Consider the following 24,218-nt stretch of genomic DNA (forward strand, 5'->3'; position numbering starts at 1 on the left):
GGGGTATGCTCGGCTCAAATCTCGCCCATGGGAGCCGTCTCTAGACCAGATTACTGCTGGTCTCGGCTATTCGCTCGAAAATAGTCAGCTTGTGTGTAAATGCGTAAATATTGGCAAGTCGGGCTACAGTGAAAATACCTTTGAAAAATGGGTTCTCGCAACTGCAAGTAAGATGGAAATGAAACGCTCTGTTAAACGGTGACGACTCGTAGGGTGCGCATTTATTGCGCACCAATCCACCAAATCACCTCAACCGTCCGCGCATCGGTGCGCAATGAATGCGCACCCTACGGGGGTCGTCGCCCTGCACCGTCACAAAACCTTCACTTGAATTTTCCATTATTTCCGATATCCATGAATTATGGAAACAATTGCCCCCGCCCGTCTTGCAACCTTGGGTCATCCGCAGCGGCTGGCCATCTTCAGGCTGCTCATGCGCCGCTATCCGGACCGTGTCCCGGCGGGCGAATTGGCCACGGTGCTGGGCCTCAAGCCCTCGACCCTCTCCGCCTATCTCGCGGCCTTGATGCAGGCCGGGTTGGTGGTGCAAGAGCGGTCCGGCACATCGCTGCGATATTCCATCGCCATGACAGAGGTGCGACGCACCTTTGACTACCTGCTCAACGATTGTTGTCGCGGGCGCCCGGATATCTGCGCGCCCTTTCCCACCCTCAGAGGAGGCCCCGATATGGCCCATCGCAAATACACCGTGCTCTTCATCTGCGTTGGCAATTCTGCCCGCTCGATCTTTGCCGAAACCATCCTGCGTGACATGGCCGGGGATCGGTTCACCGTCCATTCCGCCGGAACGCGGCCCTATTCCGAGCTCAATCCCTTCGCTCTGGAGGTCTTGCGCGCCAAGGGCCATGATGTGAGCCCGCTGCGCGCCAAGAACGTGTCAGAGTTCACAGCCCCCGATGCGCCGGCGCTCGACTTTGTTTTTACCGTCTGCGACACGGCCGCCAACGAGGAGTGCCCGGCTTGGGAAGGTCAGCCGGTCAGCGCCCATTGGGGCATGCCCGATCCGGTCAAGGTCGAAGGCACGGAGGCACAGAAAAGCCTTGCGTTTCAACAGGCTTACGGCGCGCTCCGCAACCGGATCACCGCCTTTGCGGCGCTGCCCATCGACACATTGGATCGTGTCAGCCTGCAAGCGGCGGTTGATGACATCGCGCGGCAGGGCGCGGGGCAGGGCGCATGACGGTCTATGCCATCAACGGTCTTGGGCGGATCGGCAAGCTGATCCTCAAGCCGCTGATCGCGCGGGGGGCCAACATAGCCTGGATCAACGACGCGGTGGGCGATGCCGCCATGCACGCCCATCTGCTCGAATTCGATACGGTGCATGGGCGCTGGGACGCCGCTTTTGACCATGACGATGATGCGGTGATCATCGACGGCACGCGCCTGCCTTTTGTCGGCGCGCGCGACCTCGGCGACCTGCCCTTGGCAGGCGTTGATGTTGTGATCGACTGCACCGGTGTTTTCAAGACCGAGGCCAAGATCGCGCCTTACTTTGCGGCGGGCGTCAAGAAGGTCGTCGTGTCCGCCCCGGTCAAGGATGGCGATGCGGCCAATATTGTTTACGGCGTCAATCACGAGATTTATGAGCCTGCACGGCACCGCATCGTGACGGCGGCAAGCTGCACGACGAATTGCCTCGCCCCGGTGGTCAAGGTGTTGCATGAGAGCATTGGCATCAAACATGGCTCGATCACCACGATCCATGACGTGACCAACACTCAGACCATCGTGGATCGCCCTGCCAAGGACCTGCGCCGCGCGCGCTCGGCGCTCAATTCTCTGATCCCCACCACCACGGGCAGTGCCACGGCGATCACACTGATTTACCCCGAGTTGAAAGGCCGATTGAACGGCCACGCCGTGCGCGTGCCGCTGCTGAATGCGTCGATCACCGATTGCGTGTTCGAGATGGATCGAGAAACCAGCGTCGAGGAGGTGAACGCGCTGTTCAAATCCGCAGCCGATGGGGCGCTTGCGGGAATTCTGGGCTATGAAACCCGTCCCCTGGTTAGCGCCGATTACACCAATGACACCCGCTCTGGCATCGTCGATGCGCCCTCGACCATGGTGGTGAATGGCACGCAGGTAAAGGTTTATGTCTGGTATGACAACGAGATGGGCTATGCGCATCGCTTGGTCGATGTGGCCTGCATGGTCGGGGACAGCCTGTGACCACACGCCCCGAAGGCCTCAGCGCCTATATCGCTGTCACGGCGGCCTATTGGGCCTTTATGCTCAGCGATGGCGCGCTCCGGATGCTGGTGCTCTTGCATTTTCACACGCTGGGGTTCAGCCCGGTGCAATTGGCCTATCTCTTTGTTTTGTATGAGGTAGCGGGGATGGTGACGAACCTCTCGGCGGGCTGGATCGCGGCGCGGTTCGGGCTGACGGCGACGCTTTATGCGGGGCTTGGCCTGCAAGTGCTGGCGCTCATCGCGCTGGCGCAACTTGATCCACTGTGGAGCCTGCCGGTCTCGGTGGCCTTCGTGATGGCTGTGCAAGGCGCTTCGGGCGTGGCCAAGGATTTGGCCAAGATGTCGTCGAAATCCGCGGTCAAGCTGTTGGCGCCCAAGGAGGACGGCGGCCTCTTTCGCTGGGTGGCGGTGCTCACAGGGTCAAAGAACGCGGTCAAGGGGGTTGGGTTTCTGGTGGGGGCGGCGCTCTTGGCGGGGATCGGGTTCGTGGGCGCGGTCTGGGCCATGGCGGCGGCGCTTGCGGTGATCCTGATTGCCGTGGTCCTTGCCATGCCACCGGGCCTGCCACGCGGGCGCAAGGGCGCGAAATTCTCGGAAGTCTTTTCGAAATCGGCCAATGTGAACTGGCTGAGCGCGGCGCGCGTGTTCCTTTTTGGCGCACGAGATGTGTGGTTCGTGGTGGGCATTCCGATCTATTTCTACGGCGTCTTGTCGGACGGGTCCGAGGCGGGCAACCGCGCGGCGTTCTTTCTGATCGGCAGCTTCATGGCGGGCTGGATCATCCTCTATGGCGCGGTGCAGGCCTCGGCCCCCAAGATATTGCGCGCCAAATCGCGACCTGAGGCGGCCCTGATCGCGGCGGCGCGGAGCTGGGCGCTTGCCCTCTGCGCGGTGCCTGCGGTGCTGACCGCGCTGGCGCTGATGGCAGGGGGGGCGCAGACGTGGCTCACGGTGGCGCTGGTGGCGGGGTTGCTGGTCTTTGGCGCAATTTTTGCGGTCAATTCGGCGCTGCATTCCTATTTGATCCTTGCCTTTACCCGTGCCGAGCGGGTGACAATGGATGTGGGTTTCTATTACATGGCCAATGCCGCTGGGCGGCTCTTGGGCACGCTGCTCTCGGGGCTGACCTATCAGCTGGGTGGGCTTGCGCTGATGCTGGGGGTGGCGACAGGGATGGTCGCGCTGTCGGCTCTGGCGGCGGGACGACTGGGTCTACAGGAAAAGGCAGAGGCATGAGCGGTTTCGAGCGCTATCTGACGGTCTGGGTGGCCCTCGCCATGGCGGCGGGTGTCATCCTTGGGCTTGTGGCGCCTAGCCTCATCGCGGCGATTGCGGCGGCAGAGGTGGCGCGGGTCAATCTGGTGGTGGCGGTGTTGATCTGGGCCATGGTCTATCCGATGATGGTCGGCGTCGATCCCACGAGCCTGGGCCAAGTGGCGCGCCAACCTCGGGGGCTGGCGATTACGCTGGTGGTCAATTGGCTGATCAAGCCCTTCAGCATGGCGGCCTTGGCGGTGCTGTTCTTTGAGGGTGTCTTCGCCGATCTGATTGCCCCCGCCGACGCACAGCAATATATCGCCGGGCTGATCCTTTTGGGCGCTGCCCCCTGCACGGCGATGGTGTTTGTCTGGTCGCAACTGACCAAGGGCGACGAGAGCTATACGCTCTTGCAGGTGTCGGTCAACGATGTGGTGATGGTCTTTGCCTTTGCGCCGCTCGTGGCGTTTCTGTTGGGGGTCACGGATATCGTCGTGCCGTGGGAAACGCTGGTTCTGTCGGTGCTGCTCTTTGTGGCGCTGCCGCTGGCGGCGGGGTTGTTCACGCGGCGCAGGCTTGGATCTAAGGCGCGGATTGCGGCGTTTCAGGCGCAGGTCAAGCCGTGGTCGATCCTCGGGTTGATTGCGACGGTGGTGATCCTCTTTGGGCTTCAGGGCCGGGTCATTGTCGAGCGGCCAATGGTGATCGGGCTGATCGCGGTGCCCATTATCTTGCAAAGCTACGGGATTTTCGTGCTGGCCTATGTGGCGGCCTGGTTGCTCAAGGTGCCGCACCGGATCGCAGCCCCCTGTGCGCTGATCGGGACGTCGAATTTCTTTGAGCTCGCGGTGGCCGTGGCGATTTCGCTCTTTGGGCTCAATTCCGGCGCGGCGCTGGCCACAGTGGTCGGCGTGCTGGTCGAGGTGCCGGTGATGCTGTCGCTGGTGGCGCTGGCCAACCGGACGCGGGCGCGGTTTACCTGAGACAGGTCAAGAAAAAGCCCCGCGCGGTGGCGCGGGGCTATACGCCTTGCGGCATTTCGTTTCTTACTGCGCGAAGGTCGCGAGATAGGCGGCCACGTCCTCGGCCCCCTTGGCGAGCTTGAAGGTCATCTTCGAGCGGCTGCCAAGATATTCACTCGGGTCTTTGACATAGGCTGCAAGCTCTGCCTCATCCCAAACGAGCCCGTCTGCGCCTTTGGCGGCCAGACCGTCAGAATACTTGAAGTCCTCGACGCTGCCCGCCGCGCGGCCGATCACGCCATAGAGGTTCGGGCCGGTCTTGCCGCCCTTCACGATGGTTTCGCTGTCAGAGGCGATCATGTGGCAGGCTTTGCATTTATTGAATTCTTTTTCGCCTTTGGCGGCGTCGCCTGCGGCGAAGGCGGGCAGGGAGAGCGCCACGAGCGTGGCGGAAGCGGCGAGAAGTGTCTTCATAAGCTACCTCATTGGGGTTTGGTTGCGTTCCGGGTGTAACCATAGCCCGACTGCTTCGGCTTGCAACCTCCAACTTTGGTAGCGGCGTTGGTCGGCCTCAGTCAAATATCTGTGAAAAGCGCCGTCGCAGAGCCACATCAAGGTCGGCCATGGTGACCGGAAGACCTAGGTCCACGAGAGAGGTCACGCCGTGGTCTGTGATCCCGCAGGGCACGATGCCGGTGAAATGCTCCAGGTCGGGTTCGACGTTGATCGAGATACCGTGAAAGCTGATCCATTTGCGCAGGCGGATGCCGATGGCGGCGATCTTGTCCTCAGCCGGTTGGCCTGTGGCTGTGAGCGGCTTGTCCGGTCGGGTGACCCAGACCCCCACGCGACCCGGTCGTATTTCCCCAATCACATTGAATTCGGCCAAGGTCGCGATGACCCAGCCTTCCAGTTGGCGCACGAAGCAACGCACATCGCGGCCGCGCTTGCCCACGTCGAGCATGATGTAGATGACGCGCTGACCGGGGCCATGATAGGTATACTGCCCGCCGCGTTTGGCCTCATAGACCGGAAAACGGTCAGGATCGGTCAGGTCTGCCGGTTTGGCCGAGGTGCCGGCGGTATAAAGTGGCGGATGCTCCAGAAGCCAAATTGCCTCGGCTGCGGTGCCGTCGGCGATTCGCGCAACGCGCTCCTCCATCGCGGCTACGGCCACCGGATAGGGCACAAGATCGGCGGAGAGGTGCCATTCCACGCCGGTTTGGTCGATTGCAATGGGGGTTTCGAGCGGCAAGGTTTGACTCTGTCTACGTGTGAGGGAAAACTTGTGGTAGATTGTCCTATCGAGTTTTGCACCTGCTTAGGGGAGATGAGAGATGTTTTCAAAACGAATTATGATGGCTGCATTGGCGGCATCGGTAGCAATGCCTGCGGGCGTTGCCCATGCGGATTTCAAGGATGGACTGGTCGGGGGGCTGGTTGGTGGTGCCGTCAGTGGCATCATCGTGAACGAAAGCGCCAAGGCGCGGGAACGCAAACAACAAACCACGACCACGACGCGCCGGGTCTACCAGGCTCCCGTCAACACGGTCGAGCGCCAGCAAGTCCGCGAAGAACAGACAGCGCTGAATTACTTTGGCTTTCCGGCAGGGTCGCCAGACGGCGTGCGCGGACGCAACACCCGCGACGCGGCGGCGCAGTTTCAGGCGCATATGGGCTATCCGGCGACCGGCTATCTGGCCGATTACGAGCGTCAGTTCTTGATCAGCTCGTATTACCGCGCACAGAGCAGCGGGGCGGCCACCGCGCAGTTGATCGCGCAACGCGGACAGGGGACGCGCGGATTGTTGCATGCATATCGCGACGAGGCAGTCGGCGTGCCGACCTATGCGGCGGCGCCCGTGCCTGCGCCTGCTGCCCCTTCGCCGGTGATGGCCTCCATTCCAGAGGCGGCGCAGGTGCCGGCGGCAAGCACGGCCCCGGCTGCAGTCGGGTTCGCGGCTCTGCCCAATCTCATGGCTTCTGGTGGCGAGGGGCCATCGCTGGCGTCGCATTGCAATCAGGTCAGCCTGATCACCAATTCAAACGGCGGTTTTGTAACTGCGGCGTCGCTGGGCGATTCGCGCGTTGCGTTGAACGAGCAGTTCTGCCTCGCACGCACCTATGCGATTGCCGAAGGCGAGACGATGGCGGCCGCTCTCAAGGGCGTGACACCGGCACAACTCGAAGAACAGTGCCGCGCCTTTGAGCCTGCGATGCGGGATCATGTGGCGGCGCTCTCGCTGAATTCACGCGAAGAGGTCGTGCAGAACGTGCGCGGTTTCGTGCTCCAATCGGGGCAATCCCCGGCGCAATTGTCGGGAACGGCGAAAATCTGCCTTTCGGTGGGCTACCGCATCGACAACATGAATGTGGCGCTTGGCTCTGCCCTTTTGCTCACAGCCTTGGGTGAGGAACCTTACGGTGAGCTGATGGGACATCACCTGAACGAAGGCTTTGGCACAACGCGGCGGCCTGATCTGGCCCTGGCATGGTATCAAGGGGCTGTTGAGGCGATCGAGCGCGGCGCTGAGCCCGTTTTCGCCCCCGGCAACACTGAGCGCACCGGGCTTTTGCGCAAGGCGGCGTTCAAAACACAGGGCGCAGCGGCGGGCGCATCAGAGAGCGTGCAGCCGGTTGCAACCCTGCCGACATTCAAGCTGGAATAGGCGCGCAGCCCATCGTTTGAAAAACCGGAGGGGCAATGTGTTTTGCCCCTTCACAAGCCTGATTAGTTTGCATATACGGCCCGGACCTACCTGATCACGTGCGGTCGTGGCGGAATTGGTAGACGCGCAGCGTTGAGGTCGCTGTGGGGTAACACCCGTGGAGGTTCGAGTCCTCTCGACCGCACCATTTCACTCAAGAAAATCTTTTGATTTCAATAACTTGAGAAATCAGGGGGCGGTTTCATCCACCCAAATGACCACCCTTAACGATCTGTTGTCAGTATTAAGTTATTGGTTGCTTCCAACCTACGGTTGGGCGACTCTGTGCTGATGAAGGTGAGACCATTCTCACTGTGCTCTAGAACGGCTCAATCAAGGATTTAGCATGCTAAGAAGACGCATCTTCAGCACATTTCTAGCGATTTGTACGGCGATTTTTTTACTCGGCTGCGAACCTATAACTAGTAACGGTGCAATCGTAATCAACGGACGACCGGCGTCGATTGAAATATCAGAAAATGCGCCAGACGGAAACAAATTGCTCGGACTCGACGTGACTATAAACTCAGAATTTATCGGAACGGCGAAATTTGTTAAGGAAGCGCCAGGAACGGGTTCAGGATCAAAGATTTCTTTTGGGCCGATTAAATCGAAGTATGGGGAAATTTTACTGGTTCGAAATTTGAATGGAAACACGGTAAGCCACGATGTATTCATCGGTGGGAATTACGCTGGAAATGTTCATTTCTATACATTCACGGGTATTCTTTGATTTGAACGCCGTTATTCATCTTAACTTGCTTAGTATTATGGCTTGTGCCAACTAACGTGTGGTTATGATTTCCACTTGGGCGTCACCGGAATGACGGGAATCGCGGCAACTTTTTTATGGGTCCTCCTGAGCCGAATTTGACTTGCGGGTAACGCGCGACTGCAACACTTTGCTAGCGACAGAATTTTTCGGGTTATCTTGCGTTTGCGCTTCCGACAAAACCGACAAAACTATGGTCGAGCAAGGTTCTTTCATTTTTGTCGGTTCTGTCCCCTTCGTGCTCTGGGTCACGCGAACCAAGATCACATTAAGACTGCTCCTGATTTATCGTATGAAGCCTGTGTTGCCTGCTACCCTTTCGGGTTGGAGCGGATTCAGCAGGCTGGATGCAATCCCCTTTCCATTGATGGCAACCTAACGGTCACTTTCTAGACGGCGATGTTGTCTGTTCATAAAAATCCAGCGCGTCAATTTGTAAAAGGATTTTACGGTAATGGGGTCCACCTCTTGGGTAGTTCCCGTGTGACCATCTCTTTTGATATATCGCCCACCCATATTTGTGGAACGCTCCACTGGCGTTTTTAGACGTTTCTCCCTTTCTTGTGGTTCTGGCGTAAAAATCCACCCAATCTTCCTTATCGTTGACCGCCATCAAGCCAGGCTTCGTCTGTTCAGTTCTTATCTCGAATGCTGCGATTGGTCCCCTTGTGCCCATTCCGGTGAGCAGCTTGACCCATTCGTTTGAACTCTCAAAAGCATCGAACTCATTCAATTTCACCATCAGGTGCTTGCAAAGACGGCTGATGTGGTTCCGATCGCGATCTGTGCGAAACTCAAAATCTGGACAGTCACACGTCTGATCCCTTAATGAAACACTGTACGATACACTTGGATTCCAAAATGAACGAACTTTGAGAATTTTGTCAGCTGTCGTTGGTGGGCTGAAATAAAGGTCAACTTCAAAAAAACCCCGTTGCTCATATCCAACTCTGTGTTTCATATATTCCTGTGTAGCGCTGGTTAAGTAGATGGGTAAAGGGCGGCGCGACAAAACCGACAGAACCGACACAACTCCGATCATGTAAAGGTTTTGTCAGTTCTGTCGGTTTTGTCGCGCCGTGTGATGTCAAGACTCCGGCTGATGCAGTGCAGGGTTCACCGCATACAACCTTTGTGGTCTACCGCCCTTTGGGTTTGGGGCTGTTTCAGTAAGCCGAATGCACTCTCCGTCTTCTAAAGCTGAAAGCGCCGGATCCAAGTCCACCTTGCGGGCGACCCCTGTGATTTCAAGGCGCATGACCTGTCGCGCGGTAAACGATTGCCAGCCGTGCTCTTTGATAACCTCTACAAGCTTGCGTGCCGCGCGCTCGGCTTTTGGCGTTGCCGAATCGGCATATGCGCGGCGCGCCATGGGAAGAAGATATGCCTCCACGAGACGTGTGGCCCTGCCGAACTGTGCCGCTGTAATTTCACGCGGTTCCTGCTCTCCTTCACTGGCCCAATCGAGATGCGCAAGAACCAAAGACACACGCGCCGCCAATCCAGGAAGCTTACCGATAAAGGATAGCATCAGTCCTTCTAACCCGACTTCCCAGCCACGAATTTTCTGCCGGAATTTATCCATCAGATCACAGGCTTCTTCGTTCAAGGAGATGAACCACGGCCGCACTCCGCCTGTTTCATCCGCCACCAGATCGAGCGAAAGCAAACGCTCAATCAGTTTCTCCATTAAGGCGTCATCGGTCCACGGTTGTGGACGGCGCAGCGGCGCAGGTTGCGGATGGATCGGAACAAATCGCGCCAAGAGCCCGTCATCATCAGAATTGAACAACAGCGACTTGAGCCGATCGGGCTGGATGCCGCCCAGCACCCCTATCGACAGGCGGTCGATCGTCAGCGGTTCGCGGCCCATCCGCTCGACCGTGAAACCCCGCCCACCGAAGGCTTCAAGCCAAAAGGGCCGGTCACTGCCGCCACCCGAATAACGCTGCATACCTTGCAGCCATCCAGCAAGTTCATCGCGCATCTGTAGTGTGCCGCGCGGTTGGCGCGCCAGTATGGCCCCAAGCCTTTCAATAGTGCCATCATTCACCACAAGCCGGGGGATATGTGGCATAGGCCCTGCATTGGCCTCGTGTGGCCTCTCAGGACATTGTTCCTTCTTTTTGATTGCCGCCTTCACCTGTTCTTTCCATGCCTGATCGGCTAGGTTGGCCAACTCTGACTCTTGCCTCCACCCGTCTTGCAGCCTTTGTGCAGTTTCCCGCAAGGGGCGCTCTGCCTTCCGCAAAGGTTGCAGCACCGCATCAATCGCTGGGCTTTTGCCTGAGCTGGGCGCGCCAATGCACATGGTCCAGATGATCGGTGGTTCGTTCCAGCCTTGCCAGACTGTCACCCAGCGCGTGTTTCCGATGGTCGCACCCGCCACGGCCAGCAGCGCCGCGAACACGTAGTCGGGCGGGGCGCTTTTTGACGCCGCTGCATTCTCCACCCATTGTGCCAGACGTTCTCCCAGCACATCGCGCAAGGGCAGTTCGGGGGCAGGCGGTAATTCGGTGCGCAAGAAGCGCGGCGCAGGTTCTGGCCATTCTTCATTGTCTGACGATGTGACGGTTTGCCCGCGATCATAAACCCGCTTGCACATGCGCGCCACGTTCTGTGTCGTGTCGCGCCGGTAATCGGCCCGCTTTTCATATTTGTCCCGCATGAGGGCCGATCGGCGAAACAGGCGATCCATGCGCGGCATATCTTTGCCGGTCCAGAACGCCAGGTGGCCCATGAGTGCAGCATCAGCAGCACTATGATCGAACGGGCGCTCCGGGTCAGGGTATTTCGTGGCGAGCCGTTCCGCGTTTGCTTCCCACAAGTCCTTGATGGTCACACCGCCGCCGAACGCCGATGTCGCACCAGCCGTCCGCAGCATCATGCCGATCAGTTCGTCGTCATCCTCGGGTCCGGTGTAGGTCGGATCACGTCCGTCAGGCAGATCGCCCAGGAAAGGCCGCTCGGGTATGAGGCGGCGCAATTGGTCGGTCCAGTCCTTGTCCACATACTCACCGCCGCCAATCACGCTCAGACCGTCGCGGGACAGGGCAACGAATCTGCCAGATGTGTAAAATTCCTTGTCGCCATCCCACTTGTTCTTGTGCGTTTTGGGTAAGTCCGGGTCACAGCGCCCGATTATGTGCAGACCTTTGCCACTGGTAGAGACCTCACCGAGCGCGCCGCCAAATGACAGGAATATTGCCTGTGATTCGGCTGACCACTGACCTTGTGAATCAAGCGCGCCATCAACGTCGAGCAGGAAGAACCCGTCGCCATTCAGCACCCATCCCACACCGTAAGGTGCATTGGGTTTAGTATCGTTCCATGTAGCATATCGCGCTGCGTCCTCAAACGTGCGCCATTGATCCGGGCTCGGTGGGTCAATGCTGTGGCCTTGATGGCCACACGGTATTTTCTGCCACTTTCCAGCGGCAGAGTCCCACTCGCGGCGGTATAACACATACCTTTCAGGCAGTTCCATGATCGGACTCCCTCGCTGCGTTCAGCAGGCGTTCACCGATCATCTGCGCATCTTCTGGATGCAGGAAGAAACTGACGCGCTGGGCGTCATTATTGGTCTTTGCGCCGAACAGAACCCCGCCCGGAAACGGCAATGTGACCATAAGGGACGGTGGCTCTTTCCAAGCGTCTGCGCTCCATTCCTGCGCTAATTGTTCTGACGTGTAGAATTTGAATTTGTTTTCGGTTACCATGTCTTTATCCTTAAAGGTGCATCAAGGCCCGAACCTCTCCCCGGAAAGGTTGGTTCGGGCTTTTTTTATGCAGTGGTTTCGGGTTGGTTATGTGGCTCAGATGCGGTGGCGATGCGCGCATCGAAGGCGTCTAGTTCGGCCTCGCGCCATAGGATGCGAGCGCCGATCTTCATAGGGGCAGGAAACCCGATTTCTGGGTTTTCCTGCCAACGATACACACTCGACCGGCTGATCTTATAGCGGTCCTGCACCTCGTTGCTGGTCAGATATTGGGTCACGTTGGCACCTCATGCTTGAGCTTGTGGTGCCATGATGACGTTGGCCTCCCTTTCGGTAGAGGGGGACAAACTTCAGAAATCTATTAGTTACTGAAAACGCTGTATAATTTTCTTTATTCGATCGACATGTCGGCGCACAGGTTTATCGACATGTAGGATGAAATGTAGGATGAACGCCTCAATAGGTGTTGGAGTTACCTCAGCATCTTTCTCGATGAAATCGCGTATTTTTCCCGATGTTAAACTAACGGTCGCGCCGCTTTTCTCGAACAAGGCAAATACGCAAAATGTGTATATCACTTCTGGCTTAGGAGCGTCCATGCTAACATCAGCCAAGTTCTCGTTAAGCAATTTAAGCGTGTTCTGAACCTTCTCTGGAAAAGACGTCTCAATATGGTCTAAGTTATTTTTCAGGATCTGGTCTTCAGCAAACGCATCATCGAGTGATTTACCGTCTGAGTGCCTCTTATCCAGCCTCTTGATCCGTTTCTTCAATTCACTAGCTGATACTCTGTCTTTCCCGTAGTGAGCAGCTTTATAGGCACGAAAATCGAGCAGACATAAGTCAACTGAATGCCGGAAGTCCTCTGAGAATGACCTTTTAAATTTGCTCTCCCAGTGAGCCCATTGAACATCGCTTATTGGGTCTATCCAAGCAGATTTGCTGGTTGGTAAATCTCTCCGGCCTCCCATCAAGATGTACCGTCGACAAAATCCGCCCAGCGCTGCATCAGATCGCGCCGCTGCTCCAAGAAATCTGTCCGCTTGTAGGACCGTTCGACCTTGCCGCCCGTGCTGTGGGCGAGACAGACTTCGGATATCTCCCAAGGGGCATCTGCCGCCTCGGAACACCATGTCCGGAAACTGGACCGGAAGCCGTGTGGCCTTGCGTCCATGCCGCGCCGCTCCATCAGGCGGGACATGGTGGCGTCTGAGATCACACCCTTACGCACGTTCGGAAACAGGAACCCGTCACGCGCATAGGGTTTCACCCGGTCGATCACGTCTAGTGCCTGTCGCGACAATGGTACTCGGAAATCATCGCCCGAGTCGCGCCGTCCCTTCATTTGGTCTGCCGGGACAATCCACACATCGCTGTCGATCTGGTCTAGGTGGATGTGGCGCAGTGGGCGCGACCGCGTTCCGATTGTCAGGATCAGGAGTTTGAGCGCCAGATTCGTCACTGTGTCGGGCTGCAAGGATGCGTAGAAGGCTGGCACGTCCTGCCACGGTAGAAAGGCTGTGTGCTCGACTCTGTGGCGCTGTGCGCCCAGCAGCGCCCTTGCCTTCGCAACCGCCTGCATGTCCACATCAAGGCCCAGCGCCGCGCCGTGCTGGATGCAGACAGACAGGCGTTCTATCGCTTTCTTTGCCGTCGCAGCTTTGGTGTGCCAGATCGGGGCCAATGCGTTGCGAATGTCGATCTGGTCAATTTCCGCGACCGGCACTTTGCCCAGCTTTGGCAGGACGTGGAGTTCAAGAGGCGAAAACCATCGCCCCGCTTTCCCTTCGCCCCTGAGCTCAGCCTTGCGCGACTCGAAGCAATCTCGCGCCACGTCAGCGAGAAGGTGCAGGTTGCGTTCCTGTTGCCGCCGCTCCTTTTCGCGCTCCTTGATCGGGTCTTTCCCCTGACGGGCGATGGCGCGCCATTTTTCCGCCTCGGTCCTTGCCTGCTTGAGCGTCACACTGGACAAGGGGCCAAGCCCCATCTCTCGACGCCTACCATGCACTGTGATCCTGAGAAACCATTGCGCACCGCCATCGTTGCGCTGGTGTAGCCAGAGCCCGCCACCATCGGAATACTTACCGATCGGCGCTGTGCGCACGAAAGAAGCGGAAAGCTTGTTCAAGGCTCTGGTCATTCTGTCCACTGTTCTACCCACCTCAACATGTGGGATACAGTGGCACAAAATGCAACACTGTGATACAGGTTTATTCGCTTAAGTAGCTGATTAAGCTATATTTAGGAACAGTACGCTACATCAAGATATAGGAGTTCAATGCGTCTCGACCGCACCATTTCACCCTCTTGGGTGACAGTTTGATCAAGAGTAGTTCCCCCTATATCAAGTGTTTATGCCGTATATTGCGGTGGATCATAGGCGTGTTCCGTCACGCAGAGCCGTGCTGCACAGCACGCCCGTCTTCGCGCCACTCGGGCAGGCCACCGAGCAAACGGCGGGCGTTCAGGCCGCGTTGGCGCAAGAGGCTGACAGCCTGATGTGCATAGAGACAATAGGGCCCACGGCAATAGGCGATGATTTCGCGGCTTGGATCGAGCGACGGGATCAATGTCTCGAGTTCCCCAAGGCTGACCCGCCGCGCGCCGGGAATATGACCGGCGGCAAATTCGTCTTCGGGCCGAATGTCGAGCAGGGTGACGGCACCGATGGTCAAGCGTTCGGCAAGCTCGGCGCGGGTGAGGGGTTCAGGTGTCGGGGCGTCGCCGGACAGCCCATCCAGAATCACTGTCACCTGCGCCAGATTGGTTTCGGCCACCTCGCTCATTAACCCCATGAGCGTGATCGTGCGCGCGTCGCGCAGCGCATAGATCACCGTCTTGCCCGCACGGCGGCTGGTGACAAGGCCGGCACGGCGCAGCTGTTGCAGGTGCTGCGAGGTATTGGCCACCGTTAGTCCGGTCTTGTGCGCCAGTGTCTCGACCGAAGCCTCGGTCTGCGCCAGTTGTTCCAAGAGCATCAGCCGCGCAGGTGCGGCAAGAGCCTGCGCGATGAGGGCATATTCCTGCAAGAGCGCCTGTTTCGGGCTTGTTGACATGGCGGCGGTGCCTCTCTAATCATTCAAGTGATGACTTGAATCATAAGGACTCCGCGTCACCGCGCAAGCCTGAAAGGCCCGCCCATGTCCGAAACGATCCTGAGCGCAGAGCCTGTGATCCGTCTGTCGGTGTTTCTGGCGCTGTTGGTTGTCATGATGATCTGGGAACTGACCGCGCCGCGCCGCAGACAAGAGATCCCGCGCGTGATCCGTTGGACCAACAATCTGGGCCTCGTGGTCTTGGATACGGTCATTCTGCGGCTGACTTTTCCGGTTCTCGCGGTCGGTCTGGCGGTGATCGGGGCAGAGCGGGGATGGGGCCTCTTCAACAATTTGGCCGTGCCCGAATGGGTCGCGATCGTTGTCTCGGTTCTGCTGCTTGATCTCGCGATCTACCTGCAACACGTGATGTTCCATGCTGTGCCGGGGCTGTGGCGGCTGCACCGGATGCACCATGCCGATCTGGAGTTTGACGCCACAACGGGCCTGCGCTTTCACCCGGTCGAGATTGTGATGTCGATGGCGATCAAGCTGGCAATGGTGGCGGCGCTCGGTCCGCCAGCGTTGGCGGTGCTGATTTTTGAGGTGCTGCTCAATGGCACGGCGCTGTTCAATCATGGGAATGTGAACGTGCCTCAATCTGTGGATCGCTGGCTGCGCCTGATTGTGGTGACGCCGGATATGCACCGCGTGCATCATTCGAGTGATCCGCGCGAGACCAATTCCAATTACGGCTTTAACCTGCCGTGGTGGGATCGCCTGTTGGGCACCTATGTGGCGCAGCCTGCGCGCGGTCATGCCGCGATGCAGATCGGGATCGAGCAATTCCGCACGCGGCGCGACCTGTGGCTCGACCGGATGCTGGTGCAACCGCTGCGCGGTCCGGCCTCTGGTCATGCGCTTGCCAAGCCTGACGCCGAGGCGGGGGATATGAAAGAGGGTGCCGCGCTTTCGACACCTAGCCCCAAGTGCTGAGCACCGCTGCGCGGATCATGGACCGGCTGATCTGAGCCCGGTCATTCCCACCAGCGGTCGATGGTGGCGATATCCTCATCCGACCAGCCGAAGTGGTGCGCGAATTCATGCACCACCACATGCGTGACCAGATCGGCCAACTCAATATCGCCGCGCTCGCGCCACTCTGCAAGGATCGGCTCTCGGAAAATCCAGATTGTGTTTGGTCCAAGTGGTTGGTCGAATTGGGATTTTTCTGTCAGCGGGATGCCTTCGTAGAGGCCGGTGAGATCGAGAGGGTCGTCGATCTGCATCTCTTTGAGCACATGCGCTGGCGGCCAGTCCACAACAAGCAGAGCCACCTCCTGCGCTGCTTGGCGGAAGGCAGCAGGGAGGCTGGCCATCGCCGTGCGGGCCATATCCTCGACTGCGGTGAGATCGGGCAGAGCGTGATGCATAGCCGGGATATGGGGCGTTGGGGCGGAAATGTAAATCCGCCCCAACGGTCGGATCAGAGCATCAACTGATAGCTGGAAGGCACGTATTGAAATCCGTCGCCGCGCGTTTCCACATAGCCCACGGCGGGGAAGGGCATGTGATAGCCGATGAACGGCACCTTGTCGGTGGCAAGCATGTCCAAAACCTTGCGTCGGGTGACGGCGGCCTGCGCCTTGTCCATGTCGAATTTCACCTCCCAATCGGGGTACCCAAGCGACCAGACGTAGTGGTTGGCAAAATCGGCGGCGATCACCAGCGATTTGCCTGCGCTCTCGATCATATAAGCGGTATGGCCGGGGGTATGGCCGGGGGCGGACATGGCGGTGATGCCCGAAGCCACGCTGGCCCCGTCGCCGATCATCTCGGTCTTTTCAGCCAAGGGACGCATCTTGGCCTCGAAATTCTCATTGGAAGCGCCGGCCCAATGGTCGAACTCTGTGCTGGCCGTCATGTAGCGGGCATTGGGGAACGTCACCGAACCGCCTTCGCCCGTCAGCCCACCGATGTGATCGCCGTGCATATGGGTGATGACCACCACATCGACCTGATCAGGGGTATAACCCGCAGCGGCAAGCGCGCCGGTGATGGCATCGGGATTGAGTCCGGTGTCAAACAGCACCAGTTCCGCGCCGGTGTTGATCACGGTCGGGGTAAAGAAGAACTGCGCCTGATCCGTTGGGATATTGTGGGCGGCAGAAGCCTCGGCAAACTCTTCGGCAGTCACATTGAGACCAAAGATGGTATGCGGATCGGGACGCGGCATGGTGGCGGCGAGCAGTGTGGTTACTTCGAACTCGCCGAGCGTCACGCGGTTGAAGCGGGTTGTGGCCGCGCCCAGCATCGGCGCTGCTGCGCGCGCGGATGTTCCGGCGATACCGGCCAGCGGGAGGGCGGCAGCCGAGCCCAGAACGGCGCGGCGGGTGAGAGTGATGTGGGACATTAACACCTCCTGTTTTTTGTTCCTCACAGAGAGTAGCGTAATTTGATGTAGTGCAATTAACGTTCACACAAAGTTGAGGTGTTGGCGGGTTTGTAAGCCTCACTTCAAAAGCCCCGCACCAAAGGCTAGCTTGCGGTCATGTTCACCGTTTTTCAAAACCGCGATTACGCCCACCTGTTCTGTGCGCAGGTCGTGGCGTTGATTGGTACGGGCCTGCTCAGCGTTGCGCTTGGCCTCTTGGCCTATGATCTGGCGGGGGATCGCGCGGGGTTGGTTTTGGGCGCGGCGTACACGATCAAGATGGTTGCCTATGTGGGACTGTCGCCCGTGGCGCAGGCCGTGGTGCAGCGTCTGCCGCGCAAGGCTGTTCTGATCGCGGCGGACCTGTTGCGTGCGGGTGTTGGACTGTGCCTGCCTTTTGTGAGTGATCTGTGGCAGATCTACGCGTTGATTTTCATCTTGCAGGCTGCCTCGGCCACCTTCACCCCGGCCTATCAGGCGGTGCTGCCTGATGTGCTCCCGGATGAGCGGGACTATACACGCGCGCTGTCTTTGTCACGGATGGCCTATGATCTGGAGAACCTGGTCAGCCCGGCGTTTGCGGGCGTTTTGCTGATGGTGATGAGCTATCACTGGCTATTTCTGGGCACGGTCGCGGGGTTTGTGGGATCTGCGTTGCTGGTGGCTGTAACCCCAGTTCCGATGGTGCATGGCACGGTGGCCGATCGTCCGTTTCGCGAGCGTCTCTTTCGGGGGTTGCGCATTTACCTGGCCACACCCCGGCTGCGTGGGTTGTTGGCGCTCAATTTCGCGGCAGCCTCTGTCGGGGCATTCGTGCTTGTGAACACGGTGGTGCTGGTGCGGAGCGGTTATGGCGGGAGCGAGAGTGACCTGGCGCTGGCCATGGCCGCCTTTGGGGCGGGGTCCATGGGTGCCGCGTTGATGCTGCCGCGGCTGCTGGGTCATTTCACCGACCGGTGGCTGATGGTGGTCGCCGCGCGGGGCTTGATTATTGTGGCATTAGTCATGGGGGCGGTGCTTTGGCGTGGTGGGGTAACGGACTGGGGCGTGTTTCTACTGATTTGGGCCATGATCGGGTTTCTTTACTCTGGCGTTCTCACGCCATCGGGGCGGCTTTTGCGGCGCTCAGCCCATGCCGAGGATCGCCCGGCCATCTTTGCCGCGCAATTCGCGCTCAGCCATGCCTGCTGGTTGGTGAGCTACCCATTGGCCGGCTGGTTGGGGCAGGTGCTTGGGATGGGGACGGCCCTGTTGCTGCTGGCCGGTTTGGCGGTTTTGGGGCTGCTTGCAGCGGCGTGGCTATGGCCTGCCGACCTGCCGGACGCGCCCCGGCATGAGCATCCCGATCTGCCGCCCGATCATCCGCATTTGCGCGCCCATGGCGGCCGCAGGCACGTGCACCCCGTGGTGATTGACGATGAACATCGCGTTTGGCCCACTCAAGGCTGATCCGCCGCAATCTGGACAATCGGGCACGGCTGTGACACATCGCGCGACAGAGTCAGGAGACGCCCATGATCACCACCCGTTTCGCCCCGTCGCCCACCGGATACATCCATGTTGGCAATCTGCGCACCGCGCTGATGAACTATCTTATTGCCCGGCGCGCGGGGGGCACGTTTATCCTGCGGATCGACGATACTGACGCCGAACGCTCGAAAGAAGCCTATGTCGATGCGCTCAAGCAGGATCTGGAATGGCTGGGTCTGCATTGGGACCGGATCGAGAGGCAATCGCTGCGACTTGACCGCTATGCCGAAGCGGCGGACAAGCTGCGCAGCATGGAGCGGTTCTATGAGGCGTTCGAGACACCGACGGAACTTGACCTCAAGCGCAAGAAGCAGCTCAACATGGGCCGCCCGCCGGTCTATGATCGAGCAGCTCTTGCCTTGAGCGATGCGGAGAAGGAAAAGCTGCGCGCCGAGCGGGGCACCGGTGTGTGGCGGTTCAAGTTGATCCAAGAGCGGATCGAATGGCATGACGGCATCTTGGGCGATATTTCGATTGATGCGGCCTCGGTCAGTGATCCGGTGCTCATTCGTGGCGATGGTCAGGTGCTCTATACACTGGCTTCGGTGGTGGATGATGTCGACATGGGCGTCACGCATATCGTGCGCGGCTCTGATCATGTGACCAACACCGCCACGCAAATTCAGATCATCGAGGCCTTGGGCGCGACCCCGCCGCACTTCGCGCATCACTCGCTCTTGACGGGTCCGCAGGGTGAGGCGCTGTCCAAACGTCTGGGCGCGCTATCGCTGCGCGATCTGCGGGCGCAGGGGGTAGAGCCGATGGCGCTGCTCAGCCTGATGGCGCGTCTTGGTTCCGCCGATCCGGTGGAATTGCGCAGTGAGATGGCAGAGTTGATCGAGGGCTTTGATATCGAGCGGTTTGGCTCTGCGCCGACCAAGTTCGACGAGACTGACCTATTTCCGCTTACCGCGCGTCATCTGGCGGCGCTGCCGTTCGAGGCGGTGGCGGGCAAGATTGCGGAAATTGGCGTGCCCGACGCACTGGCCCCGCAATTCTGGGAGGTCACGCGCGAGAATATCACCACGCTCAAGGATCTTGAGGGGTGGTGGGTGCTCTTCCGTGACGGGGCAGATCCGGTCATCGAGGACGAGGATCGAGCGTTCATCGCGCAAGCGCTCGCGCTCTTGCCCGAAGGTCCCTATGACACCGAAACTTGGGGTAAATGGACCGCGACGGTCAAAGAGGCCACGGGTCGCAAGGGCAAAAGCCTCTTTATGCCGCTGCGCATGGCCCTGACGGGGCAGGCGCATGGGCCGGAAATGGCGCAGGTGCTGCCGCTCTTGCAGGCGATCAAGACGAAGGGCTGAGAACCGCAGCGCGTAACCGCGACTTGTCACGCTCGAGGGGCAGCGCTAATTCAGCATGTTCCAATGCGTGCTGCGCCATGTTTCGTGCTGCCTCGGCCAAATCACGGTCAGGTGTGGCGGCAAGGCGCGCAAGCGCGTCTTGCAGGCGCAGCGCCACCTCGATCTGACCGGCCCCATCGCGGGCCACCCCCAGAAACGCGTTCTCAATCATCGCCGCGCGCGAGATATCAGGCATAAAGAGGCGCGGAAAGCGCGGGCTGGTTTCGTTGGGTGTGGCATTGGCCCAATCGAGCAAGAGTTTCTCCTGACGGCAAACAACGGCGATTGCGGTGCCTGGATCATTGATCCCCGGTGAGAGCGCCCGTGACGCGGTTTCGGAGAGAACCAGAAGCCCATAAGCCGCATCCTGTTCAAAGCTGCGGTTTGCGGCGATCGTCAGGCTCTGGCAGATGGTGTTTGCGTCGTCCTCATGCAGACCTGTGGCATGGCCGATGGTCTGACCTTTGATCAAATAGTCGCCGGGTCGAACATAGATGTAGACGCGGGTCTGATCCGTTTTCAGCCTTTCGCTGATGGCATGCATGTCGATCAATTGCAGATACCCGGTGGCCGGGGCTTTGAGAGGCCGCGCGTCGGTAGGCAAGACAGTGGACGCGGTCAGGCACCTTGCCCCAAGGGCGGGAAGATTACGAGCGCGGACCAGGCAGTGATGCGCCTCTTGCTCGATGGAATGAAGCGTCGCGTCCATGCTGCCCAGATCGCTCAATCGGTTGATCCACCGCAAAAGCGCCAGAACCACCAGCACCACCACCACCACGGTAAAGCCCAGCACCAACACGCTGGCCCCTTCGGGATAAAAGCCCGACTTGAAGAGGATGATGGCGCTCAACGCATAGACAAAGGCGCCGATGAAAGTCGCCAGAACCGTGTGGGTGGTTGTGTCTGCCAATAGAATTCGGTGAACCCTCGGCGTGGTTTGTCCGGCGGCGGCATTATGTGCCGTCACCATGACATTGAGAGAGAAGGTGCTCACCGCCAGCATGCTAGAGGCTAGAATTGTCAGGATCGGCATCACGGCATCTGGCGTGAAGCGTTCCTTCAGAGTGTTGGGGATGTGCTGGTTGAGCAAAATGGCAGCCGCAGAGGCCAGCACCGCCAATAGGGCAAAGAGCGCGACCCTGAGCCAGAGTTTGCGGCTGAAGCGCAGGAGATAGAGGGCCGTGGTTGAAAGGATCTGAATTTTCACGCGCGGCCCTTTGTCAATCGGAATGGTCTATGAGAGAGACGCCCAACCGGTCCAGGTGATCGTCCGTCTGAGTGCGCTCAAACGTGCTGAGGTTTTGGTGACGGGGATAGAGCGGTTTTGCTCGATCGTCCAGAACGGGCGCGTCCCAGCCGAGAGTGGTGTCAAAGAAACGCTGCACGCCCGCTACGCCAAACTCGTGGAAATAGCCTTGGACGACAACGTCGAGATAGCTGAGCAAAATTGGATGCGCCTGCGTTGGCGCACCGTGATACCCATCCGGGATCGTGTAGACAGCGATGTTCGGGGTATGAGGAAGGGTGTGGCGCACCTGATGTGTTGCCGTCGCGCGGACATAAGCCGCCTCGCGGAGATCAAGCGCGGGCCAGTCGGCCTCGGGCACGGGGGCGATGAGCCCGTCAATTTCCGCCTCCGGCTCGGGCACAACCGTCAGATAGGCCACAGGCCGCAGGTTCGTGTGTCGCCAAACCCGCCGCCATCCTGTCAGTTGCGCGGGAATTGCACTTGCAAAGGCGTGGCTCGCGCGGTTCACGAGGCTGCCGTATCCAAAGAAATATGAGTTTCCAATCAAGGTTTCTGTCCCGGTTTTGATCTGAATCATGGTCACATGCCCGTTTCGACGCAAGGCTTGCCGCAGTCAATCAGAGGTCAGGGCCAATCATGCGGATCACCAAACGGACCAATATCGCCATTCGGCTGTTGATGTTTTGCGCCTCGAACAATGACCGTCTCGTCACCAAAGCCGAGATTGCCGAGCGCTGCAACACATCTGAGAGCCATTTGGCGCAGATCATCAATCGACTGTCACAGTTGGGTTTCCTCTATACCCAGCGTGGGCGCACGGGCGGCGTGCGCCTCGGGCGTCCGATGACAGAGATCACTGTGGGCGATGTATTTCGCCAGTTGGAGCAGAACACGCCAGTGGCGGAATGCTTTGCCGATGTGGACAACACCTGTCCCTTGACAGAGGCCTGCCGCCTTCGCGTGGCATTGGTCGATGCGGTCGAGGCGTTCTATGCCCATCTTGACGAGGTGACGCTGGATGCGCTCGTCTGCGATAATCAGGCGCTCTTCACGATATTTTCAGCGGCCCCCTGTCTCAAACAGGCTTGAACTGGTGCGCGCTGTATACTAGCGTCCACCGCAGATCGGATAGGGAGAACTGGCACATGCCAGTGCCGAAGGAGCAACCGCCCCGGAAACTCTCAGGCGCAAGGACCTGCCCGATCACGGAACTCTGGAGAGACCCCGATCTTGTGCGGGGCGCCGACGGGATAGCGATCTCAGGCGAAAGGACAGAGGGGGCATCGTGGCGCGACCTGTGATGGGTTTTGCGCTTTGGCGGTGCCGGACTGATCAACAGATGATCCGGACCCAAAGGTAAAGGGAAGGATGCGGATGTCTGATTTGCACATGACACCACTGAATGCGTTGCACCGCGAATTGGGCGCCAAGATGGTGCCCTTCGCGGGGTATGAGATGCCTGTGCAATATCCGCTTGGTGTCATGAAGGAACATCTTCATTGCCGCGCCAAGGCGGGGCTGTTTGACGTGAGCCACATGGGTCAGGTGATCCTGCGCGCGCCGGGTGGATATGCCGCCGTCGCGCAGGCAATGGAGCGGTTGGTGCCCGTCGACCTGTTGGGTCTTGGCGTGATGCGGCAACGCTATGGCATGTTCACCAATGAAACGGGCGGCATTCTGGATGATCTGATGCTGGCCAACCGGGGCGACCATATGTTCGTCGTGGTCAACGCCGCGTGCAAGGCCGCCGATATCGCGCATATGCGCACAGGTCTGACAGGGGTTGAGGTCACGGAAGTCTCTGACCGCGCGCTGCTGGCCTTACAAGGTCCCGCCGCTGAGGCAGTGTTGGTGGCATTGGTGCCGGATGTGGCCGCGATGAGGTTCATGGATGTCGGAATTTTCGGCTCAGAGTTCGGTGAGCTGTGGATTTCGCGCTCGGGGTACACGGGCGAGGATGGTTATGAGATTTCGATGCCCGAGACGCAGGCAGAACCGCTCGCGCGCGCGCTCTTGGCGCATGAGGATGTCGAGCCAATTGGATTGGGCGCGCGCGACAGCCTGCGGCTCGAGGCGGGATTGTGCCTTTATGGCCATGACATAGACACTGGCACGACGCCGGTTGAAGCAAGCCTGAGTTGGGCAATTCAGAAGGTCCGCCGCTCGGGTGGCGCGCGTGCGGGTGGATTTCCCGGTGCCGAGCGTGTCCTGAACGAACTGCATGAGGGCGCATCCCGCGCCCGCGTCGGGCTTCGGCCGGAAGGGCGTGCGCCGATGCGTGAGGGCACGGTGCTCTTTGCGTCCGCAGATGGAGGCGAGCCCATTGGCCATGTCACCTCGGGTGCGTTTGGGCCAACTATCGAGGCACCGATGTCGATGGGATATGTGCCGCAAGACTTTGCTGTCGAGGGAACAGAATTGTACGGTGAGGTGCGCGGCAAGCGCATGGCCGTTCGGGTGGCCAGACTGCCCTTTACCCCCGCCACTTTCAAACGCTGAGCAACAGGGAGCCGGAAAGCGATGAAATTTACTGAAGAACATGAATGGCTGCGCGTCGAGGATGACGTCGTGGTCGTGGGCATCACCGAGCATGCCAGTGAGCAACTCGGCGATGTGGTCTTTGTCGACCTGCCCGAGGTGGGCCGGGAGGTGGTCAAGGATGATGGCGTTGTGGTGATCGAAAGCGTCAAGGCGGCCTCGGATATTCTTGCCCCCATCGACGGTGAGATCGTCGAGGTCAACGAGGCCTTGCTGGATGATCCGGGCAAGGTGAATGAGGATCCAATGGGCGATGCCTGGTTTTTCAAGATCAAACCCGCCGATCCCAGCCAGATGGACGAGTATATGGATGAGGCCGCCTATCGGGCCCATATCGCCTGAACCCGCCCGCCGGAGGTGCGGACGGCCCCAAAAGAGTTTCGGGCCTCCGGCGGGAGTATTTTTGCCAAAGAGAAGCAGCGGGTTTGCGCTATGCCGCCCGCGCG

The 24,218-nt window shown here is 59.1% G+C and carries 25 protein-coding genes, 1 tRNA gene and 1 riboswitch; of the genes, 13 read left to right on the forward strand and 13 right to left on the reverse strand.

Annotated features, from left to right (window positions below; translation table 11 throughout):
• Positions 1 to 361 precede the first annotated feature (361 nt).
• From VR71_RS23530 to arsB, 4 genes are read left to right on the forward strand one after another with little or no spacing between them, the layout of a single operon-like run.
• A complete protein-coding gene (locus tag VR71_RS23530; RefSeq protein WP_045686732.1) occupies positions 362 to 1,201 on the forward strand; it encodes a helix-turn-helix domain-containing protein in 840 nt (279 codons plus the stop codon).
• On the forward strand, positions 1,198 to 2,196 hold the full coding sequence (locus VR71_RS23535; protein ID WP_045686733.1) for an ArsJ-associated glyceraldehyde-3-phosphate dehydrogenase: 999 nt from the start codon (positions 1,198 to 1,200) through the stop codon (positions 2,194 to 2,196). Before VR71_RS23530 ends, VR71_RS23535 begins: the two co-directional genes overlap by 4 nt.
• Complete coding sequence (arsJ, locus tag VR71_RS23540; protein WP_045686734.1) at positions 2,193 to 3,455, forward strand: organoarsenical effux MFS transporter ArsJ; 1,263 nt, start codon at positions 2,193 to 2,195, stop codon at positions 3,453 to 3,455. Before VR71_RS23535 ends, arsJ begins: the two co-directional genes overlap by 4 nt.
• Positions 3,452 to 4,459, forward strand: coding sequence for an ACR3 family arsenite efflux transporter (arsB, locus tag VR71_RS23545; RefSeq protein WP_045686735.1), 1,008 nt, complete (start codon positions 3,452 to 3,454; stop codon positions 4,457 to 4,459). Before arsJ ends, arsB begins: the two co-directional genes overlap by 4 nt.
• A gap of 63 nt (positions 4,460 to 4,522) precedes the next feature.
• On the opposite strand, the gene VR71_RS23550 is transcribed toward arsB, so the two are convergent.
• On the reverse strand, positions 4,523 to 4,912 hold the full coding sequence (locus VR71_RS23550) for a c-type cytochrome (protein WP_045686736.1): 390 nt from the start codon (positions 4,910 to 4,912) through the stop codon (positions 4,523 to 4,525).
• A gap of 97 nt (positions 4,913 to 5,009) precedes the next feature.
• Positions 5,010 to 5,693 carry a lipoyl(octanoyl) transferase LipB gene (lipB, locus tag VR71_RS23555; RefSeq protein ID WP_009818058.1) on the reverse strand — a complete coding sequence of 228 codons (684 nt, stop codon included), beginning with the start codon at positions 5,691 to 5,693 and terminating at the stop codon, positions 5,010 to 5,012.
• Positions 5,694 to 5,775: 82 nt separating this feature from the next.
• Between lipB and VR71_RS23560 the strand changes: the two genes are divergently transcribed.
• From VR71_RS23560 to VR71_RS25450, 3 genes are all read left to right on the forward strand, one after another.
• Positions 5,776 to 7,107 (forward strand): peptidoglycan-binding domain-containing protein, encoded by a 1,332-nt coding sequence (locus VR71_RS23560; RefSeq protein WP_045686737.1) that lies wholly within the window; start codon positions 5,776 to 5,778, stop codon positions 7,105 to 7,107.
• Positions 7,108 to 7,207: 100 nt separating this feature from the next.
• A tRNA-Leu gene (locus VR71_RS23565) sits at positions 7,208 to 7,294 on the forward strand.
• Between the two features lie 198 nt (positions 7,295 to 7,492).
• Entirely contained in the window at positions 7,493 to 7,879 is a 387-nt protein-coding gene (locus VR71_RS25450; protein WP_296430824.1) for a hypothetical protein, read from the forward strand.
• A gap of 421 nt (positions 7,880 to 8,300) precedes the next feature.
• Here the strand turns inward: VR71_RS25450 and VR71_RS25455 are convergent, their stop codons facing one another.
• From VR71_RS25455 to VR71_RS23605, 7 genes are all read right to left on the reverse strand, one after another.
• Entirely contained in the window at positions 8,301 to 8,960 is a 660-nt protein-coding gene (locus VR71_RS25455) for an SWIM zinc finger family protein (protein ID WP_296430826.1), read from the reverse strand.
• A gap of 45 nt (positions 8,961 to 9,005) precedes the next feature.
• Positions 9,006 to 11,405: a DUF3987 domain-containing protein gene (locus tag VR71_RS25460; protein WP_296430828.1), complete on the reverse strand. Its 2,400-nt coding sequence runs from the start codon at positions 11,403 to 11,405 to the stop codon at positions 9,006 to 9,008.
• The gene (locus tag VR71_RS23585; protein WP_045686739.1) at positions 11,392 to 11,637 is read right to left on the reverse strand and encodes a hypothetical protein; all 246 of its coding nucleotides are present in this window, start codon (positions 11,635 to 11,637) and stop codon (positions 11,392 to 11,394) included. The genes VR71_RS25460 and VR71_RS23585 overlap by 14 nt, the downstream gene beginning before the upstream one ends.
• 65 nt (positions 11,638 to 11,702) lie before the next feature.
• The gene (locus VR71_RS23590; RefSeq protein ID WP_045686740.1) at positions 11,703 to 11,915 is read right to left on the reverse strand and encodes a helix-turn-helix domain-containing protein; all 213 of its coding nucleotides are present in this window, start codon (positions 11,913 to 11,915) and stop codon (positions 11,703 to 11,705) included.
• Between the two features lie 87 nt (positions 11,916 to 12,002).
• On the reverse strand, positions 12,003 to 12,608 hold the full coding sequence (locus VR71_RS23595) for a hypothetical protein (RefSeq protein WP_296430832.1): 606 nt from the start codon (positions 12,606 to 12,608) through the stop codon (positions 12,003 to 12,005).
• On the reverse strand, positions 12,608 to 13,777 hold the full coding sequence (locus tag VR71_RS23600; protein ID WP_045686742.1) for a site-specific integrase: 1,170 nt from the start codon (positions 13,775 to 13,777) through the stop codon (positions 12,608 to 12,610). Before VR71_RS23600 ends, VR71_RS23595 begins: the two co-directional genes overlap by 1 nt.
• A 250-nt stretch (positions 13,778 to 14,027) precedes the next feature.
• Positions 14,028 to 14,693: a metalloregulator ArsR/SmtB family transcription factor gene (locus VR71_RS23605; protein WP_045686743.1), complete on the reverse strand. Its 666-nt coding sequence runs from the start codon at positions 14,691 to 14,693 to the stop codon at positions 14,028 to 14,030.
• 84 nt (positions 14,694 to 14,777) lie between these two features.
• Between VR71_RS23605 and VR71_RS23610 the strand changes: the two genes are divergently transcribed.
• Positions 14,778 to 15,668, forward strand: coding sequence for a sterol desaturase family protein (locus tag VR71_RS23610; RefSeq protein WP_009818061.1), 891 nt, complete (start codon positions 14,778 to 14,780; stop codon positions 15,666 to 15,668).
• Between the two features lie 41 nt (positions 15,669 to 15,709).
• Here the strand turns inward: VR71_RS23610 and VR71_RS23615 are convergent, their stop codons facing one another.
• Together VR71_RS23615 and VR71_RS23620 are read right to left on the reverse strand one after the other, a co-directional pair.
• Complete coding sequence (locus VR71_RS23615) at positions 15,710 to 16,105, reverse strand: metallopeptidase family protein (protein WP_045686744.1); 396 nt, start codon at positions 16,103 to 16,105, stop codon at positions 15,710 to 15,712.
• 53 nt (positions 16,106 to 16,158) lie between these two features.
• Complete coding sequence (locus VR71_RS23620; RefSeq protein WP_045686745.1) at positions 16,159 to 17,085, reverse strand: MBL fold metallo-hydrolase; 927 nt, start codon at positions 17,083 to 17,085, stop codon at positions 16,159 to 16,161.
• 138 nt (positions 17,086 to 17,223) lie between these two features.
• On the opposite strand from VR71_RS23620, the gene VR71_RS23625 reads away from it, so the two are divergent.
• Positions 17,224 to 18,555, forward strand: coding sequence for an MFS transporter (locus VR71_RS23625; RefSeq protein WP_045686746.1), 1,332 nt, complete (start codon positions 17,224 to 17,226; stop codon positions 18,553 to 18,555).
• A 65-nt stretch (positions 18,556 to 18,620) separates the two neighbouring features.
• The gene (gene gltX, locus VR71_RS23630) at positions 18,621 to 19,946 is read left to right on the forward strand and encodes a glutamate--tRNA ligase (protein WP_045686747.1); all 1,326 of its coding nucleotides are present in this window, start codon (positions 18,621 to 18,623) and stop codon (positions 19,944 to 19,946) included.
• Here the strand turns inward: gltX and VR71_RS23635 are convergent.
• Both VR71_RS23635 and VR71_RS23640 read right to left on the reverse strand, forming a co-directional pair.
• Positions 19,930 to 21,192, reverse strand: a complete 1,263-nt coding sequence (locus VR71_RS23635; RefSeq protein WP_296430835.1) for a DUF2254 domain-containing protein — start codon at positions 21,190 to 21,192, stop codon at positions 19,930 to 19,932. The genes gltX and VR71_RS23635 overlap by 17 nt on opposite strands.
• 13 nt (positions 21,193 to 21,205) lie before the next feature.
• Positions 21,206 to 21,811: a gamma-glutamylcyclotransferase family protein gene (locus VR71_RS23640; RefSeq protein WP_045686748.1), complete on the reverse strand. Its 606-nt coding sequence runs from the start codon at positions 21,809 to 21,811 to the stop codon at positions 21,206 to 21,208.
• 59 nt (positions 21,812 to 21,870) lie between these two features.
• Between VR71_RS23640 and VR71_RS23645 the strand changes: the two genes are divergently transcribed.
• From VR71_RS23645 to gcvH, 3 genes are all read left to right on the forward strand, one after another.
• Positions 21,871 to 22,323 (forward strand): Rrf2 family transcriptional regulator, encoded by a 453-nt coding sequence (locus tag VR71_RS23645; RefSeq protein ID WP_045686749.1) that lies wholly within the window; start codon positions 21,871 to 21,873, stop codon positions 22,321 to 22,323.
• 31 nt (positions 22,324 to 22,354) lie between these two features.
• A riboswitch (glycine riboswitch) is annotated at positions 22,355 to 22,441 on the forward strand.
• 167 nt (positions 22,442 to 22,608) lie between these two features.
• Complete coding sequence (gene gcvT / locus VR71_RS23650; protein ID WP_045686750.1) at positions 22,609 to 23,733, forward strand: glycine cleavage system aminomethyltransferase GcvT; 1,125 nt, start codon at positions 22,609 to 22,611, stop codon at positions 23,731 to 23,733.
• A gap of 21 nt (positions 23,734 to 23,754) precedes the next feature.
• Positions 23,755 to 24,114 carry a glycine cleavage system protein GcvH gene (gene gcvH / locus VR71_RS23655; protein WP_045686751.1) on the forward strand — a complete coding sequence of 120 codons (360 nt, stop codon included), beginning with the start codon at positions 23,755 to 23,757 and terminating at the stop codon, positions 24,112 to 24,114.
• The last annotated feature ends 104 nt before the right edge of the window (positions 24,115 to 24,218 follow it).

The organism is Roseovarius sp. BRH_c41 (assembly GCF_000961715.1).
In the GTDB taxonomy this organism is placed as follows: Bacteria; Pseudomonadota; Alphaproteobacteria; order Rhodobacterales; family Rhodobacteraceae; genus Roseovarius.

Coding starts and splice junctions, on each gene's coding strand:
- arsB (WP_045686735.1), top strand. CDS start 3,452: ATGAGCGGTTTCGAGCGCTATCTGACGGTCTGGGTGGCCCTCGCCATG.
- VR71_RS23535 (WP_045686733.1), top strand. CDS start 1,198: ATGACGGTCTATGCCATCAACGGTCTTGGGCGGATCGGCAAGCTGATC.
- VR71_RS25455 (WP_296430826.1), bottom strand. CDS start 8,960: ATGATCGGAGTTGTGTCGGTTCTGTCGGTTTTGTCGCGCCGCCCTTTA.
- VR71_RS23610 (WP_009818061.1), top strand. CDS start 14,778: ATGTCCGAAACGATCCTGAGCGCAGAGCCTGTGATCCGTCTGTCGGTG.
- VR71_RS23625 (WP_045686746.1), top strand. CDS start 17,224: ATGTTCACCGTTTTTCAAAACCGCGATTACGCCCACCTGTTCTGTGCG.
- VR71_RS23585 (WP_045686739.1), bottom strand. CDS start 11,637: ATGGTAACCGAAAACAAATTCAAATTCTACACGTCAGAACAATTAGCG.
- VR71_RS23640 (WP_045686748.1), bottom strand. CDS start 21,811: ATGATTCAGATCAAAACCGGGACAGAAACCTTGATTGGAAACTCATAT.
- VR71_RS23615 (WP_045686744.1), bottom strand. CDS start 16,105: ATGCATCACGCTCTGCCCGATCTCACCGCAGTCGAGGATATGGCCCGC.
- VR71_RS23595 (WP_296430832.1), bottom strand. CDS start 12,608: ATGGGAGGCCGGAGAGATTTACCAACCAGCAAATCTGCTTGGATAGAC.
- VR71_RS23605 (WP_045686743.1), bottom strand. CDS start 14,693: ATGTCAACAAGCCCGAAACAGGCGCTCTTGCAGGAATATGCCCTCATC.
- VR71_RS25460 (WP_296430828.1), bottom strand. CDS start 11,405: ATGGAACTGCCTGAAAGGTATGTGTTATACCGCCGCGAGTGGGACTCT.
- VR71_RS23645 (WP_045686749.1), top strand. CDS start 21,871: ATGCGGATCACCAAACGGACCAATATCGCCATTCGGCTGTTGATGTTT.
- VR71_RS23600 (WP_045686742.1), bottom strand. CDS start 13,777: ATGACCAGAGCCTTGAACAAGCTTTCCGCTTCTTTCGTGCGCACAGCG.
- gcvH (WP_045686751.1), top strand. CDS start 23,755: ATGAAATTTACTGAAGAACATGAATGGCTGCGCGTCGAGGATGACGTC.
- gltX (WP_045686747.1), top strand. CDS start 18,621: ATGATCACCACCCGTTTCGCCCCGTCGCCCACCGGATACATCCATGTT.
- gcvT (WP_045686750.1), top strand. CDS start 22,609: ATGTCTGATTTGCACATGACACCACTGAATGCGTTGCACCGCGAATTG.
- VR71_RS23530 (WP_045686732.1), top strand. CDS start 362: ATGGAAACAATTGCCCCCGCCCGTCTTGCAACCTTGGGTCATCCGCAG.
- VR71_RS25450 (WP_296430824.1), top strand. CDS start 7,493: ATGCTAAGAAGACGCATCTTCAGCACATTTCTAGCGATTTGTACGGCG.
- VR71_RS23620 (WP_045686745.1), bottom strand. CDS start 17,085: ATGTCCCACATCACTCTCACCCGCCGCGCCGTTCTGGGCTCGGCTGCC.
- VR71_RS23560 (WP_045686737.1), top strand. CDS start 5,776: ATGTTTTCAAAACGAATTATGATGGCTGCATTGGCGGCATCGGTAGCA.
- VR71_RS23550 (WP_045686736.1), bottom strand. CDS start 4,912: ATGAAGACACTTCTCGCCGCTTCCGCCACGCTCGTGGCGCTCTCCCTG.